14 protein-coding genes and 1 tRNA gene are annotated in these 17671 nt (G+C 69.3%); 6 read left to right on the forward strand and 9 right to left on the reverse strand.

Features of this window, described 5'->3' with window-relative positions:
* Window positions 1–98: 98 nt before the first annotated feature.
* Window positions 99–2261, reverse strand: coding sequence for a primosomal protein N' (locus ACW17W_RS00195; RefSeq protein WP_492078205.1), 2163 nt, complete (start codon window positions 2259–2261; stop codon window positions 99–101).
* 30 nt (window positions 2262–2291) lie between these two features.
* Between ACW17W_RS00195 and fsa the strand changes: the two genes are divergently transcribed.
* The 3 genes from fsa to ACW17W_RS00210 all read left to right on the forward strand — a co-directional run bounded on the left by fsa (window position 2292) and on the right by ACW17W_RS00210 (window position 4634).
* On the forward strand, window positions 2292–2945 hold the full coding sequence (gene fsa / locus ACW17W_RS00200) for a fructose-6-phosphate aldolase (protein WP_492078207.1): 654 nt from the start codon (window positions 2292–2294) through the stop codon (window positions 2943–2945).
* A 76-nt stretch (window positions 2946–3021) separates the two neighbouring features.
* Window positions 3022–3714 (forward strand): DUF484 family protein, encoded by a 693-nt coding sequence (locus ACW17W_RS00205; protein ID WP_492080339.1) that lies wholly within the window; start codon window positions 3022–3024, stop codon window positions 3712–3714.
* Window positions 3696–4634 carry a tyrosine recombinase XerC gene (locus ACW17W_RS00210; protein WP_492078209.1) on the forward strand — a complete coding sequence of 313 codons (939 nt, stop codon included), beginning with the start codon at window positions 3696–3698 and terminating at the stop codon, window positions 4632–4634. The genes ACW17W_RS00205 and ACW17W_RS00210 overlap by 19 nt, the downstream gene beginning before the upstream one ends.
* Before the next feature lies 1 nt (window position 4635).
* Here the strand turns inward: ACW17W_RS00210 and lpdA are convergent, their stop codons facing one another.
* The 3 genes from lpdA to ACW17W_RS00225 all read right to left on the reverse strand — a co-directional run bounded on the left by lpdA (window position 4636) and on the right by ACW17W_RS00225 (window position 10911).
* Entirely contained in the window at window positions 4636–6048 is a 1413-nt protein-coding gene (lpdA, locus tag ACW17W_RS00215; RefSeq protein ID WP_492078211.1) for a dihydrolipoyl dehydrogenase, read from the reverse strand.
* Between the two features lie 156 nt (window positions 6049–6204).
* On the reverse strand, window positions 6205–7938 hold the full coding sequence (locus tag ACW17W_RS00220) for an ATP-binding protein (RefSeq protein WP_492078213.1): 1734 nt from the start codon (window positions 7936–7938) through the stop codon (window positions 6205–6207).
* Window positions 7939–8097: 159 nt separating this feature from the next.
* The gene (locus ACW17W_RS00225; RefSeq protein ID WP_492078215.1) at window positions 8098–10911 is read right to left on the reverse strand and encodes a TonB-dependent receptor; all 2814 of its coding nucleotides are present in this window, start codon (window positions 10909–10911) and stop codon (window positions 8098–8100) included.
* A gap of 249 nt (window positions 10912–11160) precedes the next feature.
* Between ACW17W_RS00225 and ACW17W_RS00230 the strand changes: the two genes are divergently transcribed.
* Complete coding sequence (locus tag ACW17W_RS00230) at window positions 11161–12264, forward strand: phytase (RefSeq protein WP_492078217.1); 1104 nt, start codon at window positions 11161–11163, stop codon at window positions 12262–12264.
* A gap of 6 nt (window positions 12265–12270) precedes the next feature.
* Here ACW17W_RS00230 and ACW17W_RS00235 read toward each other — a convergent pair whose 3' ends face one another.
* From ACW17W_RS00235 to ACW17W_RS00245, 3 genes are all read right to left on the reverse strand, one after another.
* Entirely contained in the window at window positions 12271–13026 is a 756-nt protein-coding gene (locus tag ACW17W_RS00235; protein ID WP_492078219.1) for a TMEM175 family protein, read from the reverse strand.
* 434 nt (window positions 13027–13460) lie between these two features.
* A tRNA-Gly gene (locus ACW17W_RS00240) sits at window positions 13461–13535 on the reverse strand.
* A 151-nt stretch (window positions 13536–13686) separates the two neighbouring features.
* Window positions 13687–14469 carry an SDR family NAD(P)-dependent oxidoreductase gene (locus tag ACW17W_RS00245; RefSeq protein WP_492078221.1) on the reverse strand — a complete coding sequence of 261 codons (783 nt, stop codon included), beginning with the start codon at window positions 14467–14469 and terminating at the stop codon, window positions 13687–13689.
* Window positions 14470–14524: 55 nt separating this feature from the next.
* Between ACW17W_RS00245 and ACW17W_RS00250 the strand changes: the two genes are divergently transcribed.
* Entirely contained in the window at window positions 14525–14929 is a 405-nt protein-coding gene (locus ACW17W_RS00250; RefSeq protein ID WP_492078223.1) for a YkvA family protein, read from the forward strand.
* Here the strand turns inward: ACW17W_RS00250 and ACW17W_RS00255 are convergent.
* A complete protein-coding gene (locus ACW17W_RS00255) occupies window positions 14923–15681 on the reverse strand; it encodes a 2OG-Fe(II) oxygenase (RefSeq protein ID WP_492078225.1) in 759 nt (252 codons plus the stop codon). The genes ACW17W_RS00250 and ACW17W_RS00255 overlap by 7 nt on opposite strands.
* Window positions 15682–15694: 13 nt before the next feature.
* Window positions 15695–16696 carry an NADPH:quinone oxidoreductase family protein gene (locus tag ACW17W_RS00260; protein ID WP_492078227.1) on the reverse strand — a complete coding sequence of 334 codons (1002 nt, stop codon included), beginning with the start codon at window positions 16694–16696 and terminating at the stop codon, window positions 15695–15697.
* A 101-nt stretch (window positions 16697–16797) separates the two neighbouring features.
* Here ACW17W_RS00260 and ACW17W_RS00265 point away from each other — a divergent pair, with 101 nt between their 5' ends.
* Window positions 16798–17667 carry an isoaspartyl peptidase/L-asparaginase family protein gene (locus ACW17W_RS00265; protein WP_492078229.1) on the forward strand — a complete coding sequence of 290 codons (870 nt, stop codon included), beginning with the start codon at window positions 16798–16800 and terminating at the stop codon, window positions 17665–17667.
* Window positions 17668–17671: the final 4 nt, after the last annotated feature.

The following is a 17671-nucleotide window of genomic DNA, read 5'->3' on the forward strand; positions in this document are numbered from 1 at the left end:
CCATCACGGCCTGGTGGCGGAGCGGCTACGCGGCGGGCATGCAAGCCCGAAAACCCTCCGTTCGACTCGGAGGCCAGGCCTCCATTCTCCTCTTGCGGTCAGAGGAAAGAATAGGGATCCACGTCCACGGTCAGCCGCACGGATCCCGGGACCTTCACCCGCATCAGCCAGGCGCGCAGGAAGCCCTGCAGGTCGACATCGCGGTCGGCCCGGACCAGCAGCCGCTTGCGCCGGCGCCCGCGGATCAGGGCCAGGGGCGCGTCGGCGGGGCCATAGACCTCCAGACGTTCGGCATTGGGAATGCTCTCCGCCAGATCGCGGGCGACCGCCTCGACCGCCATGGCGTTCTCGCTGGACAGGATGATCGCCGCCAGCCGCCCGAACGGCGGCAGGGCGGCCATCTCCCGCTCGGCCATCTCGGCCTCGATGAAGGCGTCGCGATCGCCGGCGGCCAGGGCCTGAAGCACCGGATGCTCGGGCGTCCAGGTCTGGAGCAGGGCCCGGCCCGGACGGTCGGCCCTTCCCGCGCGGCCGGTGGCCTGGGCCAGCAGCTGATAGGTGCGTTCGGCGGCCCGCAGGTCGCCGCCCCTGAGACCGAGGTCGGCGTCCACCACCCCGACGAGGGTCAGGTTGGGGAAGTTGTGGCCCTTGGCCGCCGCCTGGGTGGCGACCAGAATGTCGATCCCGCCCTCGACCATGGACTGGATCAGGGCGCGGGCCGACTTCGCATCGGGCGTGGTGTCGGAAGAAAAGACCGCCACCCGCGCCTCGGGGAAAAGGCCGCGCACCTCCTCCTCCACCCGTTCGACGCCGGGACCGACGGCGACCAGACTGTCCTCGGCGCCGCAGGCCGGGCAGTGTTTCGGCCGGGGCATGGAAAAGCCGGTCAGGTGACAGACCAGCCGGCCGGTGTAGCGATGCTCGACCAGCCAGCTGTCGGTGTCGGGCGCCGTCATCCGGTGGCCGCAGGCCCGGCACAGGACAACGGGGGCATAGCCGCGCCGGTTGAGGAACAGCAGGGTCTGTTCACCGGCCACGAGGGTCTCGGCGATTGCGGTGCGCAGCGGCGCCGACAGCCAGGTCTGGGGATCGGGCGGGTTTTCGCGCAGGTCGACCAGGCGGATGTCGGGCAGGACCGCCGCGCCGTGCCGCACCCCCAGCCTCAGCCAGCCGTAGCGTCCCGCACGCGCGTTCGACAGGGTCTCCAGCGACGGCGTGGCCGAGGCCAGGACCACCGTCGCCCCCTCGATCCGCGCCCGCGCCACGGCCAGGTCGCGGCCGTGATAGACCAGACCCTCGTCCTGTTTGAACGAGCCGTCATGCTCCTCGTCCACCACCAGCAGCCGCAGGTTGACGAAGGGCAGGAACAGGGCGGATCGGGCGCCGACCACGATATTGCAGCGCCCGGCGCGCACCGCCTCCCAGACCTGGCGCCGGCGGGGCGGGGCGACGCCCGAATGCCATTCGGCCGGGGCTGCGCCGAACCGGTCGGTGATCCGGGCGATCAGGGCCTGGGTCAGGGCGATCTCGGGCAGCAGGATCAGGATCTGCGCGGCCGGGTCGGCCCCCAGCGCCCGCGCTGCGGCCTCCAGATAGGCCTCGGTCTTGCCCGAGCCGGTGACGCCGTCCAGCAGGAAGGGGCTGAAGCCGCCGCCCTCCACCGCCGCCGAGAGGGCGTCGGCCGCCGCCGCCTGGTCGGGATTCAGGGCCGCCGGCGCATGGTCGGGCCGGGGGGGATCGAAGGCGGCGACGGCCTCGATCTCGATGATCTCAAGCACGCCTTCCTCAACCAGCCCCTTGACCACGCCCGACGACACCCCCGCCGCCCGGGCCAGATCCGGGCCCGGCATGGCTCGATCGGCAACCGCCTCCAGCACCGCCGTGCGGGCGGCGGTCGGCCGGGCGGGCCGTCGGTCGCCGACCCTTCGGACACGCCGTTCGGGCCGTGGACGCGGCGCGCGCAATCCCTTCAGCGCCGCAGCGGCCATCTCGCCGGGGGCGCTCAGCGTCCAGCGCGCCGCCCATTCGACGAAGTCCACCGTCCGCCCGGGCAGGGCCGGATCGTCCAGCCGGCTGTCCACCGCCTTCAGTCGCCGGTTCGAGCCCGTGGTCTCGCGCACCCCGGACACGATTCCGCGCATCAGCCGGGGCCCCAGCGGCACGGCGACCTGATCGCCGCGCGCAAGCCCGAGCCCCTCGGGGACCTCGTAGTCGAAGGCCTCCGGCACGGGCAGGGGAATGAGGACAGACGCGACTTTCACCCGCAGGGGCTCTCCGCTAGAAGACGAGGCATGAAACTCTTTCTCGACACCGCCGACGTCTCCGTCATCAAGGAGATGCTGCCCACCGGAATGGTGGACGGCGTCACCACCAATCCGACCCTGATCGCCAGGTCCGGTCGCAACATCGCCGAGGTCATCGCTGAAATCTGCGCCCTGGTCGAGGGCCCGATCTCGGCAGAGGCCGTGGCGACCGACTATGAGACCATGGTCAGGGAGGGCGACAAACTGGCCGCCATCGCCCCGAATGTGGTGGTGAAACTGCCCCTGACCTGGGACGGGCTGCGCGCCGCGCGGACCTTCTCGGACAAGGGAATCAAGACCAACGTCACCCTGTGTTTCTCGGCGGCCCAGGCCCTGCTGGCGGCCAAGGCCGGCGCGACCTTCATCTCGCCCTTCGTGGGTCGGCTGGAGGATCACGGCGCCGACGGCATCGCCCTGCTGGAAGAAATCCGCGTCCTCTATGACGTGCACGGTTTCGAGACCCAGATTCTGGCCGCCTCCCTGCGCAACCCGGCCCACGTCTCGGCGGCGGCTGTGGCGGGATCGGACGCCGCCACCCTGCCGGCCGACACATTCAAGGCCCTGGTCAAGCATCCGTTAACCGACAAGGGTCTTGATCAATTCCTCGCCGACTGGGGCAAGACCGGCCAGTCGATCCTGTAGAGTTTGCGACCCGGCGGCGCCGGCGCTCGCGGAGGAGACGTCGAGCGTGAGCGGACCCCGCGACCTGTTCGCCGATATCGAGGACGCCGCCGGCCAGGAACCGCCCGAGCGGACCTGGCCGGAGATCCGCGCCTGGCTGCAGGGTCACCCGCAGCGGCTGCTGGACGATCGCTCCCTGCTGGAGGAGATCGGCCTGCGTCCGCACGGGCGGAACGTGGTGGAGTTCGGCGCGACCGCCCTGGCCCGGCTGGAGGCCGTGGTCGAACGCGAATCCGGGGCGAGAAAGCGGATCGAGGCGGTGGCCCGGGCCAATTTCGCGGCCCAGACCCAGACCCATGTCGTGGCGCTCGACATTCTCGAATCGCGCAACCAGTCCGACCTCGCCCGTCGTCTTGACGCGGCCGTCGCCGCCCGGTTCGGCCTGGCCGGCGCGGCCGTGGCCCTGGAGAAGCCCGGAGGAGTGCCATTCGGCTGGCGCGCGCTGGAGCCCGATGACGTCGACGCCGTCCTGGGTCCGGACGGGCTGCACTGGCTGGGCCCCCCCATACAGGGGCTGGACCTGTTCGGGGCCGCCGCTGGTCAGATCAGGTCCGTGGCCCTGATCCGCATGGCCCCGATGTTCGCCGGGGACGAGCGGGCCCGACCGGCCCTCTGCGCCTTCGGGTCGCCGGAACCCCAGGGCTTCACCACCGTCATGGGATGTGAACTGGTCGCCTTCATCGCCCGGGTCGTGGAACGCACGGCGGAACGATGGCCGATCCTGAACTGACCGCCCGGCCCGTCCGCGAGGCCCTCGGCGCCTGGCTGATCCATCTGTCGGACGAGCGTCGCCTGTCGCCGCGCACGCTGGAGGCCTATGGACATATCGTCCGCCTGTATCTCGACTTTCTCGAACGCCATCGCGGCGAGACCCTGACGACCGCCGACCTGGGCTCGGTCTCCGCCGCCGAGGTTCGCGCCCATCTGTCCGACCGGCGGTCCGGCGAGCGTCCGCTGAACGCCCGGTCGTTGAGCCAGACCCTGTCGGCGATCCGCACCTTCCATGGATTTCTCGACCGGCGTTGCGGCGTGGCCACACCGCAACTGGCGATGGTGCGCGGGCCGAAGGTCAAGCCGTCCCTGCCGCGTCCGGTCACGGCCGATCAGGCGCGCGGCCTGATGGCCGAGCCGGCGACGGACGCCGATCTGGAGCCCTGGGAGGCGGCCCGGGACCGGGCGGTGCTGACCCTGCTGTATGGCTGCGGCCTGCGGATCTCCGAAGCCCTGTCCCTGACCCGGGCCGACGCCCCCCTGCCGGCAACGCTCCGGATCACCGGCAAGGGCGGCAAGACCCGGATGGCGCCTGTCCTGCCCGCCGTCCGGGAGGCGGTAGACGCGTATACGGCGCTCCAGCCCTTCGTCACGACGCCCGCCGATCCCCTGTTCAGGGCGAAGCGCGGCGGGGGCCTCAGCCCCCGGCACGTCCAGGCCACGGTGCAGCGGCTGCGCGGCCGGCTGGGCCTGCCCGCCTCGGCCACGCCCCACGCCCTGAGGCACAGTTTCGCGACCCATCTGCTGGGGGCCGGGGCCGACCTGCGCTCGATCCAGGAACTTCTGGGCCACGCCAGCCTGTCCACAACCCAGAAATACACGGCCGTGGATTCAGTCCGCCTGATGGAGGCCTATGCGGCGGCCCACCCGCGCGGATGACTCAGGCCTGCATCGTCCAGCCCTCGACGCCCATGGCCGCCTGTTTGACGGCTTCCGAACGGGTCGGGTGCGGATGGCTGGTGCGGGCGATGTCCTCGGACGCCCCGCCGAAGGCCATGGTCAGGGCGGCCTCGCCGATCATCTCGCCAGCCTGCGGCCCATAGATGTGGACGCCCAGAACCCGGTCGGTCGTCGCGTCGGCCAGAACCTTGGCGAAGCCCTCGGTCTCATGGTTGATCTTGGCCCGGCTGTTGGCGGTGAAGGGGAATTTGCCCTTCTTGTAGGCGACGCCCTCGGCCTTGAGCTGTTCCTCGGTCTTGCCGACCCAGGCCACTTCCGGACTGGTGTAGATGACGCTGGGGACCAGGTTGTAGTCGACGTGGCCCGCCTTGCCGGCGATGAACTCGACCGCCGCGACCGCATCCTCCTCGGCCTTGTGGGCCAGCATCGGGCCCCAGGTCACGTCGCCGATGACCCATATCCCGTCCTTGCCGGTCCTGAAGTGGTCGTTGGCGATGAAGCCGCGCTTGTCGAGCTCGATCCCGACCGTCTCCAGACCCAGTCCGGCGGTGTAGGGACGGCGGCCGATGGCGACCAGCACCACATCGGCCTTCAGGCTTTCGGCGGCCCCGCCCTTCGCCGGCTCCAGCGTCAGCTCGACCCCGTCCTTGCCGGCCTTCGCCGCCGTGACCTTCGTGCCCATGCGGAAGGTCATGCCCTGTTTCGTCAGGCCGCGCTGGAAGGCCGTGGCGACCTCGGCGTCCATGCCCGCGCCGATGCTGTCGAGGAATTCGACCACCGTCACCTCGGCGCCCAGACGGCGCCAGACCGAGCCCAGCTCCAGACCGATGACGCCGGCGCCGATGACCACCATCTTCTTCGGGATGGCCGGCAGGGACAGGGCGCCGGTGGAATCGACCACCTTGTTCTCCACGAAATCGACGCCCGGCAGGGGGGTCGGTTCGGAGCCGGTGGCGATGATGATGTTCTTCGCGTCCAGAACGGTCTTCGAGCCGTCGGCGGCCTCGACCTCGACCTTGCCGGTTCCGGCGATGCGGCCCCGGCCCTTGATCCATTCGACCTTGTTCTTCTTGAACAGGAATTCGATGCCCTTGGTCAGGGCGGTGACGCTGTCGGCCTTCTGGCCCATCATCTGTTTCAGATCGACCTTGGGCGTCCCCACCTGGATGCCGAGGGTCGGGAACTCCTTCACGGCGGCCTCGAACAGCTCCGAGGCGTGCAGCAGGGCCTTGGACGGCATGCAGCCGACGTTCAGACAGGTGCCGCCCAAGGTGTCGCGCATCTCGATGCAGGCGGCCTTCAGCCCCAGCTGTCCGGCCCGGATCGCGGCGTTGTAGCCACCCGGGCCTCCGCCGATGATGATGACGTCGTAGGGGGCGGCGGCTTCGGCCATGGTGTCCTCGGGCGATGGGGCGTGCGCGCGGTCAGGTCAGCGCGCGGCCGATAACTAGTCCCTGACCGTCCGGGGTCAACCGCCGGTCTTCAGAAACCCGCCGGAAGGGCCTGAGATAAAGACGCCGGGCCCGTCCGCCGGGCCGGTCTGCCGGGATCAGGCCGCCTGGCCGGGCAGGCTCAGCACGACCTCGGTCCCCTGTCCCGGCGCGCTGTCCAGGGTCAGACTGCCGCCCGAGCGGCGGGCGAAGGCCGCCGCCTGGGAGAGACCCAGTCCCGCCGACCCGGTGCGGGTGGTGAAGAAGGGCTCGGCCGCGCGGCGGGCGGTATCGCCATCCATGCCGGCGCCGTCGTCCCGGACGCTCAGGATCACCCCCCCGCCGCCGGGCTGCAGCCGCACCGCGATCGAGCCGGCGCCCGCCTCCGCCGCATTGGCGACCAGGGCCGTAACGGCGGCCTCGAAGCCCGCCGGATCGAGATGAACGGGCGCCGCCTCGGCCGACGCGACCAGCATCAGATCTGCAGCGCCGGCGACGGCGCGCAGCCGGCCCTCCAGAGCGCGCAAAAGAACCGCCGCGTCCAGCGCCTGCTCCGGCAGGGGCGACTCTCCCGCCGTCAGGGCGGCCATACGCCGCGTCAGGGCCTCGCCGCGCCGGCCCGCGCCGAGCGCAGCCCCGGCCAGCCGGCGAACCTTGTCCGGGTCCGCCGCCTGATCGGACACCATTTCCAGCGCGCTGGTCATAACGGCCAGAAGGCCGCTGAAATCCTGGGCCAGACCCCCGGTGAGCCGCCCGATCTCCTCGAACCGGCGCCCCTCTTCATCCGGGACGGGGATGGGGGTCGCAGGCGCAGCCAGGGCCTCGGCGGCCGGCTCCGACCCGGCCGCGGGCGACGTCTCGATCTCGGCCGAACCGTCTTGCACCGGGCCGGAGTCCGGCTCGGGCGCCGGTTCGGGCGCCGGTTCAGGGTCGGGCGTGACCGGCTCGCCGTTCAGCACCAGGGCATCGACCCGACCCCGCGCATCCAGAAGCGGCAGGATGCGCCAGAGGGTGGTCTGTCCGTCCTCGCCAACGGTCAGCAGCGGGGCGGCGGTCCCGGCCGGGGCCGACAGGGCCGCACGCAGGGTCTGACGCGCCGCGATCCGCCCCGCCTCGTTTACGAACCGGTCAGCGAAGTCGGCGTCCACTACGGGCCCGGACGCCCGCGCCACGGCTGCCCGGTTGGCCTCGCGCACCAGGCCATGGACCGAAACCACCAGCACGGGCGCCGGTGTCGCGTCAAACACCCGGCGGGTGATCGGATCCTCGGGCGGGGCGACGAAGAGCAGGACGTTGTCGGCGGCCGGGTCAGGGGTGGTCAGGCCCTCGGTCTCGACGACGGCGGCGGTCGAGCCGGTGATATGGCCCTGGTCGTCGACGATCGGCATGGCGGTGACCGAAACCAGCATGCGCCGCCGCGTCGACGGATTGGCCAGCAGGTGCTGGAACCCCTTGACGGTCTGCCCCCGCAGGGCGCGGGCGCTGGGCAGCATGTCGGGGGGAATCGGCCGGCCGTCAGGGAAGGTGATGCCCCAGGTGGCGGCATGGAACCGCAGACCCAGAAGCTCCACGTCCCGTCGGCCCAGAAGCTGGTGGGCGGCGCGGTTGGCGAAGACGAACTTCCCCTGTGTATCGGTCTGGACCAGGGCCACGGGGATGGCGTTCAGCACCTCGAACAGCCGTTTGTCGCTTGTGGCGGCGGTCTGCTCCACCCGGTCGAGGCGGGAGGAGGCCCGTTGTCCATTGCGGCCGTTTCGCACGGCCGCCAGTGAGGCGATCAGGGCCGCGCCGAAGCCGATCACCGCCAGGACGGCGAAGATCAGCGTCCAGTTGACCTCCCCTTCCAGCAGCATGACCCATTCCCAAAACGGCGCCCGGACAGACCCGGGCCGTCCCGCCCTGCAACCACCGGGCCGGAAATGGGGGTTATCGGCCCCGACCGTGAACAGGCCATGAAAAAGGGGCCGGGCCCTGCGGCCCGACCCCCTGTTTTCAGGCGTGATCGCGTTGGATCAGAGCTTGAAGCGAACACCGACGAAGACGTTGTAGCCGAACTTCTCGTACTCATAGGTCCGTTCACGGACGCCGTAGTAGCGGACGCCGGCCGAGTCGGTCAGATTCTTGGCCTCGCCGAACAGTTCGACCCCGTTGCCGAAGTCGTAGCTGGCCGTCATATCCAGCTGCTCGCGGCCCTCGACATAGAGATCCAGGCCCGCGTCATCAGCGGCGATTTCTTCCAGATAGTCGCTGCGCTTGGTGTAGCTCAGGCGCGCACTGAAACCGGCCGCTTCATAGAAGAGCGCCAGATTGTAGTTCGAGTCCGACTGGCCGGGCAGTGCGTAGGTGTCACGACCGTTGAAGCTGCGGCCCAGTTCGATTTCTGCGTCGGTCGCCGTGTAGTTGGCGAACACGCCGAAGCCCGACAGCCAGCCCGGGAGGAAGGCGAACTTCTGCTGCCAGTTGACCTCGAAGCCGGCGATATAGCCGTCCGGTGCGTTCTGGGTGCTGGTCAGGGTCGCGGGCAGGCTGTTGAACGTCCCGGCGTACGTCAGTGTGTAACGGTAGTCGGACAGGTCCTTGTAGAAGGCATTGAACGACACGATCCCCAGGGGACGGAAATAATACTCGACCCCCGCATCGAAGTTGTTGGAGAGGGTGGGGTTCAGGTCAGGATTGCCGATTTCAGCCTCGACCCGCCCGGCGTCGGTCGTCTCGACCGAGCGGGGCACGACATCGGTGTATTCCGGCCGTGAAATGGCGCGGGTGAGGGCGACGCGGCCGATCAGGTCATCGCTGAAGTTGTGGCGGATCGTCAGGTTCGGGAAGAAGTCCGTATAGTCCCGCTCGACGTTCTGCGGCGTGGCGACCAAGGTGTCCTCGTCCACCTTGAGAGCGGAACCCTCGAAGTTGGTCTGCTCGACCCGCAGGCCAAGCAGAACGTTGGTGGCGCCCATGTCAAACCGGGCCTGGCCGTAGCCGGCGAGGATGTCTTCCGTTGCCTGATAGTCGGCCACGATGGAGTCAGGCATGCGGCGCGTTGTGGTCGAGCGCGATACGGCCGAAATGCGCTGCAGATACTCGGTCACCAGGTCGTTGTTCAGCTTGAAGCCGAGCGCATAGTCATAGTTGCGCGATTCACTGGTCGACAGCAGGGAGGCCAGGGCGCCGGACGCCGAAGTGGCGCGGCGGTCGCGGAAGCGCTCCTCATCGGCCTCGACGTCGCGGCTGGAGAACTTGGCCCCGAACTTCAGCTCGACGTCACGGCCGCCAAATGTGACCGGCAGCTCGAGGTTGGTCTTCAGCGCATATTCTTCCTGATCGGTGGTTTCCGAACGGAAGCTGTTTTCACGGAAGGAATAGATCGCCGGGTTCAGATGGACGCCGGAGGCGAAGATCGAATAGGTCGGTGAATAGTGGTCGGTCGCATCGTAGCTGACGGTCTGGCCACCGGAGCGGAAGACCAGTTCGTCGCGGTGAGGATAGGTCTGCTCGCTGGAGGCCCAGGACAGGCTTGCGTCCCAGACGGCGCCGTTCGAGAAGTCGTGCTCCCCGCCCAGATTCACCGTGGTGATCTGGTTGTGCTGGGTGCGGTGACGCAACGCCTTGTAGAGGCGGGCGCCGGTGTAGGTGGCCCGGGTGCTGGTCGCTCCGGCGGCCAGGGAGCCGTCGGCATAGTTGATGGTCAGGGTGTTGCGGTACTCGTCATCCTCGAAGTCGGCGAAGGAGCCGCGCAGCCAGACGCGGGTTGCGTCGCTGGGCCGCCACTCCAGGCCGCCGGTGATCGCCTGCCGGGTGCGCTGGGTGTCGTAGTCCTTGAACAGGGTCTCTTCGATGACATAGACGCCGCCGTCATCGACCCAGGCGTTCTCGACGTTCTCGGGCTTGCGGTTGGTCTCCGAGTAGCTCAGCGACAGGATCGCGCCGAAGGTCTGGTCCGCACCGAAGACGTTCGACACCGTGACGCCGCCGCGCACATCGCGGCCGCCGTAGTCGTTGTAGCTGCCGCCGCCGTAGCCGTTCAGGGAGAGCCGGCGACGGTCAAAGGGCGACCGAGTCTTGATGTCGACGGCGCCGGCGATGGAGTCGGCGTCCTGGCTGGGACGCAGGGACTTGGAGATTTCGATGTTGGCGACAATGTCGCTGGGCAGGGTGTCCAGATCGACCGCACGGGTGCTGGAATCGACGGAGGGAACCTTGACCCCGTCGACGGACACGGCGGTGAAGGCCGCCGGAGCGCCGCGCACGTTGATGTAGCGGCCTTCGCCCTGGTCGCGCTGGATGGCGATGCCGGCAACGCGCTGCAGCGATTCGGCGACGTTCGGGTCCGGATAGCGGCCGATGGCGTCAGCCGACAGGACGTTCAGGACGCCGTCGGCGTTCTTCTGCTGGTTCAGGGCGCGGGCCTGACCGTCGGAAATGGCGCCGACCACGACCACCTCGGCGACTTCCGTCGCATCGGCGGAGGCGGCAGAGGGGGTCATCACGATATCGACGCTGGTGGAGGTTCCGGCGGCCACCGTGACGGTCTGGGACAGGCTGGGCAGGCCCAGGTAGCGAACATCCAGCGTCACGCGGCCGGCTGACAGGCCAGACACAGCGAACTCGCCGCTGGCGTTGGTGACGACGCGGCGACCTGTTTCGCGTACCACGACCTCGGCGCCCGGCAGGCCCGAGCCCGAGGCGTCGGCGATGCGGCCATAAAGGGTTTCACCGGCGTTGGCCGGGTTGGCGATGGCCGGATTGGCGGCCGCGGCGGGGGCGGCCACGGCGGCCCCGGCGAAAGCGAGCGGCGCGATGGCGGCGCCCAGAAGAAGAGCCAGTTTCATTGCATGATCCCCATGCGGCCCGGCGACATTTCGCCTCGGCCGTTACGGCGCCGCTTATCCCGACGCGGCAACGCGACCACGACGGTTCCACGACGCAGATTTTTCGATTTCGGCTCCGCACCGTGACAAATCGTCCTGCAACGGAATGATAGCCATACGACTGACGCCTGACCGTCGCGGAGACGCCATTGACCCCCGGGTCCGCCCTGTGGTCTGGCGGCGCGGATCACCGTCATCAAGGAGACCGTCATGGCCCGCCTTCGCACCCTGCTCGCCGCCGCCTCCATGCTGGCGCTCGCCGCCTGCGCCACCCGGGAGGTCGACTACCAGGGCGAGGGCGAGGGCCTTGTCGGTCAGGGCCTGCCGGTCCAGGCCGTTCTGGAAACCCCCTCGGTCGGGACCGCCGGACAGGACGCCGCCGATGATCCGGCCGTCTGGGCCTCGCCGGCGCCCGTGATGATCAAGGGCGTCTCGACCCGCGGCTTCGTGGCCGGGACGGACAAGAAGGCGGGGCTGTATATCTACGGGCTCGACGGGGCGATCCTGCAGTTCCTGCCCGAGGGCCTGCTGAACAATGTGGACGTGACCGAGGGCCTCAACATCGGCGGTCGGCCGATGGTGGTGTTCGGGGCCAGCGACCGCACGCCGGGCAAGACCGGGGTCTCCCTCTATCTGTACGACCCGGCCGCGACGGACGCCGCGAACGGCGTCACGCCCTGGGGCGCCATCGGCACCGACGTGGTGGAGCCCTATGGCTTCTGCTTCGCCCGGCGCGGCGGCGGGGTGGACGCCATCCTGGTCGGCCATGAAGGCGAGGCGCGGCAGTTCGCCCTCACCGTCGGCGTCGACGGAAAGCCGGTTGCCCGGGAACTGCGCCGTTTCGACATCGGCACCATCTCCGAGGGCTGCGCCGCCGATGCGGAAACCGACGCCCTCTATATCGCCGAGGAGAATGTCGGGATCTGGCGCTACGGGCTGGACCCGGCCTCGGGCGCGACCCGGACCCTGATCCAGCCGATCGCCCCGGACCGGCTGGTCGCCGACGCCGAGGGCCTGACGATCCTGAAGGACGGCGCCGCCCGATATCTGATCGCCTCCAGCCAGGGCGATTCGACCTTCCCCGTCTGGCGCATCGACGGCGCGGCGCCCGCCTATGCCGGACGGTTCGTGGTGGTGGAGGGGAACGGGGTCGACCGCATCACCGGCACCGACGGTCTGGACGCCCTGGGCGGCTTCGTCTCGGACCGGTTCCCCGAAGGGGTCGTGGTCATCCAGGACGACGTCAATGACGTGGGCACCCAGAACTTCAAATATGTCGACTGGCGCGCCATCCGCACGGCCCTGGGCCTGTAGGCGCCGTCAGACCGGTTTCTCCGGCGCAGGATCCGGAGGGCGCCGCCGGGGCGGCTTGACCAGACCCCGTCCGGTGCGGCGTCTCTGGACCAGGTTGACGAAATAGACCCCCAGGGGGATCAGCCAGTAGGCGAAGCCCGGCGCCCAGGGCACCGCGGGCAAGGGCAGGGTCCAGGCCAGGACGGCCGAGAACAGTCCGGCCACGGTGATGAATCCCCAGACCGCGCGGGCCTCGGCGGCCTCGTCCCGATCATCCTCCTCGAGCCCGGCCACGGGTCCGCGCTTCAGGGCGTGGCCGTAGAGCAGGAAATAGAGCCAGCACAGCACCGCAAAGCCGACGCCATAGATGGTGTACATGTCACGGAGCTGCGCCAGGGTGTCGATCAGGCCCCGGCCCGGCAGACGACCGCCCGAGAGGTAGGCCGCCCCCGTTTCCGTCAGCAGGCGAAGGGGGAACACGTAGATCAGGATCATGAAGACGATCATGAGGCTGAGCGCCGCCGACCAGCTGTCGCGGATCGGCGCCAGCCGGCCGTAGTTGCGATGCGCCAGCCAGAACATGACGACCAGGCCAAAACCGGCGGCGAAGGCGGGAATCCGGCCCAGGGCCCGCAACAGGTCGCTGAAGTCATTCAGCGGCTCCGCCCCTGCGATGATCAGCAGGGTTACGGCAAAGGCAAAGGAGGCGTCGACGAAGGCGTCCAGCCGCTGGGTCTCCACCGGCCTGACGGAGGATCTGATGATGACTACCGGCTCATGCATTCGCGCGCTCACCCGCCCCCGGTTCCCTCCGGCCCGGCGTGGACGAACGGTGATCGATTTGCGCCCTCACGGCAACGGCTGTCAGGAATGAAAACCCGCCTTGCGCCGCCCGGCGCGAGCGTGACCCCGTTGGCGAAATTGAAAAAGACCCGATCTTGCGACCGGGTCTCTTCAATCGACTGGAGCGGGCGAAGAGATTCGAACTCTCGACCCCAACCTTGGCAAACTCACGCCGCCCGGCGCGACCGCGACCCCGTTGGCGAAATTGAAAAAGACCCGATCTTGCGACCGGGTCTCTTCAATCGACTGGAGCGGGCGAAGAGATTCGAACTCTCGACCCCAACCTTGGCAAACTCACGCCGCCCGGCGCGACCGCGACCCCGTTGGCGAAATTGAAAAAGACCCGATCTTGCGACCGGGTCTCTTCAATCGACTGGAGCGGGCGAAGAGATTCGAACTCTCGACCCCAACCTTGGCAAGGTTGTGCTCTACCACTGAGCTACGCCCGCACTTCAGTCGGAGGCGGGCGTATAGCGGACGGTCTCGATCTCTCGCAAGCCCCAAAAACACAATTTACGGCATTTCGCTCGCGGCGCGCTCAAGTCGTGAGCGACCGCGTCGCGAACATAGCGCCCAAGTGAAGCTGATCGCCTCTGGCGATCAGCGCGGCGCCAGCCGGATCGCCCCGTCCAGCCGGATGCACTCGCCGTTGATATAGACGTTGCGGGCCAGCTCCAGCACCAGGGAGGCATAGTCCGCCGGCCGCCCGAGACGGTTGGGGAAGGGGATGGCGGCGGCGAGGCTGTCCTGAACCTTCTGGTCCATGCCGGCCATCATCGGCGTCCACATGATGCCGGGCAGGATGGTGTTCACCCGGATGCCCTCCTGGGCCAGATCGCGCGCGATCGGCAGGGTCATGGCATAGACCCCGCCCTTGGACGCCGAATAGGCCGCCTGGCCGATCTGGCCGTCCTGGGCGGCCACCGAGGCGGTATTGACGACCAGACCCCGCTCGCCGTCCTCCATGGGCTCCAGCGTGACCATGCCGAGCGCCGACTGGCTGAGCACGCGGAAGGTGCCGAACAGGTTGATGCGGACCGTCCGCTCGAACGAGGCCATGTCATGGGCGCGGATCTCGCCGGTGTCCTTCTTGCGCGACACGGTCTTCTGGCCCGTGGCGATGCCGGCGCAGTTGACGGTCAGCCGCTCCTGACCGTGGGCGGCGCGGGCCTTTGCGAAGGCGGCGGCGACCTCTTCATCACTGGTGACGTCGACCTTGCAGAAGACGCCGCCGATCTCCCTGGCGATGGCCTCGCCCTTCTCCTCGTTCATGTCGAACAGGGCGACCCGGGCGCCCGTGGCCGCAATGGCGCGGGCCGTGCCTTCGCCGAGGCCCGAGGCGCCGCCGGTGACGACGGCGGCGATGGTGGAGTCGAGTTTCATGAGCAGAGCCCCTATGTTGTCTGAACCGAAGCGTGTTCCGAGGGGTTTAGCGGCGATGTCGACCCGATCACAACCTGTTACGCCCGACGAGGTGCTGGACCCCGCCCGGGCGTTGGTCCCGTCGGTCCAGAAGGTCAATGAGGTCCGGGTCCGGCGCGGCTTCTGGCCCAAGATCGTGCGCACTGCCGCCCGCATCCCCTTCGCCGATCAGGCGCTGAGCGTCTGGTACGCCGCCCGCGATCCCCAGACGCCGGCGGCGGCCAAGGGCATGATGCTGGGGGCCCTCGCCTATTTCGTCATGCCGGTCGACGCCATTCCCGACCTGTTCGCCGGCATCGGCTTCACCGACGACGCCGCCGTGTTTGCAGCCCTGATCGCCACCCTGGGCGCCAATATCAAGCGCCGTCACCGCGATGCGGCCGAACAGGCGCTGGAACGGCTGAAGACGACGGATCAGTAGGCGCCGCGCGCCTCTTCCCGGGTCTGGGGGCCGATCTTCGTGTTCGACCGGAGCCAGCCGACGATCGACAGCCGGTCGCGCGGGGCGAAACTGGCCACCTGGGTCACCGCGTGGCGGGTCGGGACGACAAACAGGTTCAGCGCATTGAAGGCCGGGACCCAGCCCTGTTCGATATGGCCGTCGGGCGCATAGAAGACGAGGTTGCCGCCCCAGTCCGCCCGCCACTCGCGCGTGAAATTCAGCACATAGCCATAGAGCCGGTTCTTGCCCGCCGAGACGTCATTGTGGGCGGTCAGGACATGGCCGGGGCGATAGCGGCTGGCCTGGGCGTCCGCCAGATCGATACGGTCGTCGCCGGTCACGGCGCGGGCGAAGGCGATGAAGTCGGGGCCGTTGAGAAAGTCCAGAACGGCGTCGGCGGCGTCCTTCGGTCCGTCGTGTTCGAGGCCCAGCCGACGGGTATCGAAGATGTACTGGGTCAGGGGCCCGGCCCCGTCGACCGCCGCCTCGTCCAGCCAGGCTTGTTTGGCCGGGTCCGCCGCCCGTCGGCCGTCCAGCGGCATCTCGAAAAAGGCGCCGCCGGCCGCAACCGTGGTCTTCCACCGCGTCTCGGCCTCCAGAACGGCCGTCACCGCCCTGGCGCTGTCAGCGTCCAGAACGCCGGGGATGTGCAGGCGCTGCGACACGGCGAAGGCGTCGCGCAGGGCGGCGACCTCCAGGGCGGCGGACAGACGAACGGCGTCCGCCCTCACGGTCGGCTCCGGGTCACGATTCGACCGTCACCACGATCTTGCCCATGGCGGTGCGGTCGCCGAGCGCCTGGATCGCCTCATGGGCGCGCTCCAGCGGGAAGGTGCGCGAAATGCGCGGATTGATCCTGCCCTCGGCCCAGAACCGGAACAGATCGGCCATATTGGCGGCATGGGCGGCCGGATCGCGCGCCACGGCGGCGCCCCAGAAGACCCCGATCACCGAGACGGACTTCAACAGGGTCAGGTTGAGCGGCAGGGAGGGGATGCCCGCCGGGAAACCCACCACCAGATAGCGGCCGTTCCAGTCCATGGCCCTGAGCGCGGGCTCGCAGTAGTCGCCGCCCACGGCGTCATAGACCACGTCCGGGCCGTCGCGGCCGGAGGCCAGTTTGAACTCTCCGGCCAGGGCCTTGCGGGCCTCCTTGTCCATCTGGCCCGCCGGATAGATCAGGCCGTTGTCGGCGCCGAGGTCCAGGGCGAACTGGACCTTTTCGTGGGTGGAGGCGGCGGCCACCACATCGGCCCCCATCGCCTTGCCCAGTTCCACAGCGGCGGCGCCGACGCCGCCCGCAGCGCCCAGGACCAGAAGCCGTTCATTGGGCTTCAGCTGGGCCCTGTCCTTCAGGGCGTAGTAGGAGGTGCCATAGGTCATCACCAGGGCGGCGGCGGTCTCGAACGACATCTCGTCGGGAATCTTGAGGACGCTGGATGCCGGCACGGCCAGCCGCTCGACCAGCCCGCCCCAGCCGGGCACGGCGATGACCCGGTCGCCCTTGAGGACGCCCTTGACGCCTTCGCCCACGGCCTCGACCACGCCCGCGACCTCGCCGCCCGGCGAAAAGGGCCGTTCCGGCCTGAACTGGTATTTGTCCTCGATGATCAATGTGTCGGGAAAGTTGATCCCCACGGCCTTGACCTCGATCACCACCTCTCCCTTGCCGGGGGTCGGATCCAGTACATCCTCGACCACCAGGGTTTCCGGGCCGCCGACGGTTCTGGACAGGACTGCGCGCATAGGATGTCTCACATAAGGGCCGCCGCCCCGTGGCGCGCGTCATTCGCTCACGCTAATCAGCCCGGCGCCCGTTTGAAAGAGGCGATCCGGAGACGACCGCCATGACAGCCCTCATCCTCCACGGCGGCGCCGGCGCCCGACACGGCGTCGACTATGAGGCCGAGATCGCCCATATGCGTGATGTGGTCGAGGCCATGAAGCTCCGGCTGGACGCGGGGGCGGCGGCGCTGGACGTGGCCGTCGAGGCCGTGGTCCTGCTGGAGGAGTCCGGACTCTATGTCGCCGGACGCGGGGCCTCGCCCAATCTCGCCGGGGCCTATGAGCTGGACGCCAGCCTGATGGACGGCGCGACCCGCCGGGCCGGGGCGATCGCGGCGCTGCAGGGCTTCCGCAGCCCGGTTCTGGCGGCCCGCGCCGTGATGGAGCGCACGCCGCACGTCATGCTGGCGGGCGAGGGCGCGGCCCTGTTCGCCCATGATCAGGGGCTGGAGGCGATCGGCGACGAGGCGGCCTGGTTCACCCACGCCGGCCAGGGGGACGACAACCATCCGCCGGGAACACTGGGCCACGGCACCGTCGGCTGCTGCGTGCTGGATGCGGGCGGACGGCTGGCGGCGGCCACCTCCACCGCCGGGGTGTTCGGCAAGATGCCCGGCCGGGTCGGCGACACCCCCCTGATCGGCTCCGGGACATGGGCCGACGACCGGGTTGCGGCGTCCGGCACCGGTCAGGGCGAGTATTTCATCCGCATCGCCGCCACGGCCCAGACGGCCTGGCGGGTCGCGGCGGGCCAGGCCCTGACAGAGGCGGCGCAGGCGGTGATCGACCAGATCGGCGATCTGGGCGGCGACGGCGGCCTGATCGCCCTGGACCGGGACGGAAACATCGCCGACCCGTTCAACAGCCAGGGGATGAAGCGGGCGTGGCTGAGACCCGACGGCCGGGTGGGGGTGGAGGTCTTCCCCGCCTGAGGTC

Source organism: Brevundimonas sp. FV1ye29L, assembly GCF_058681095.1.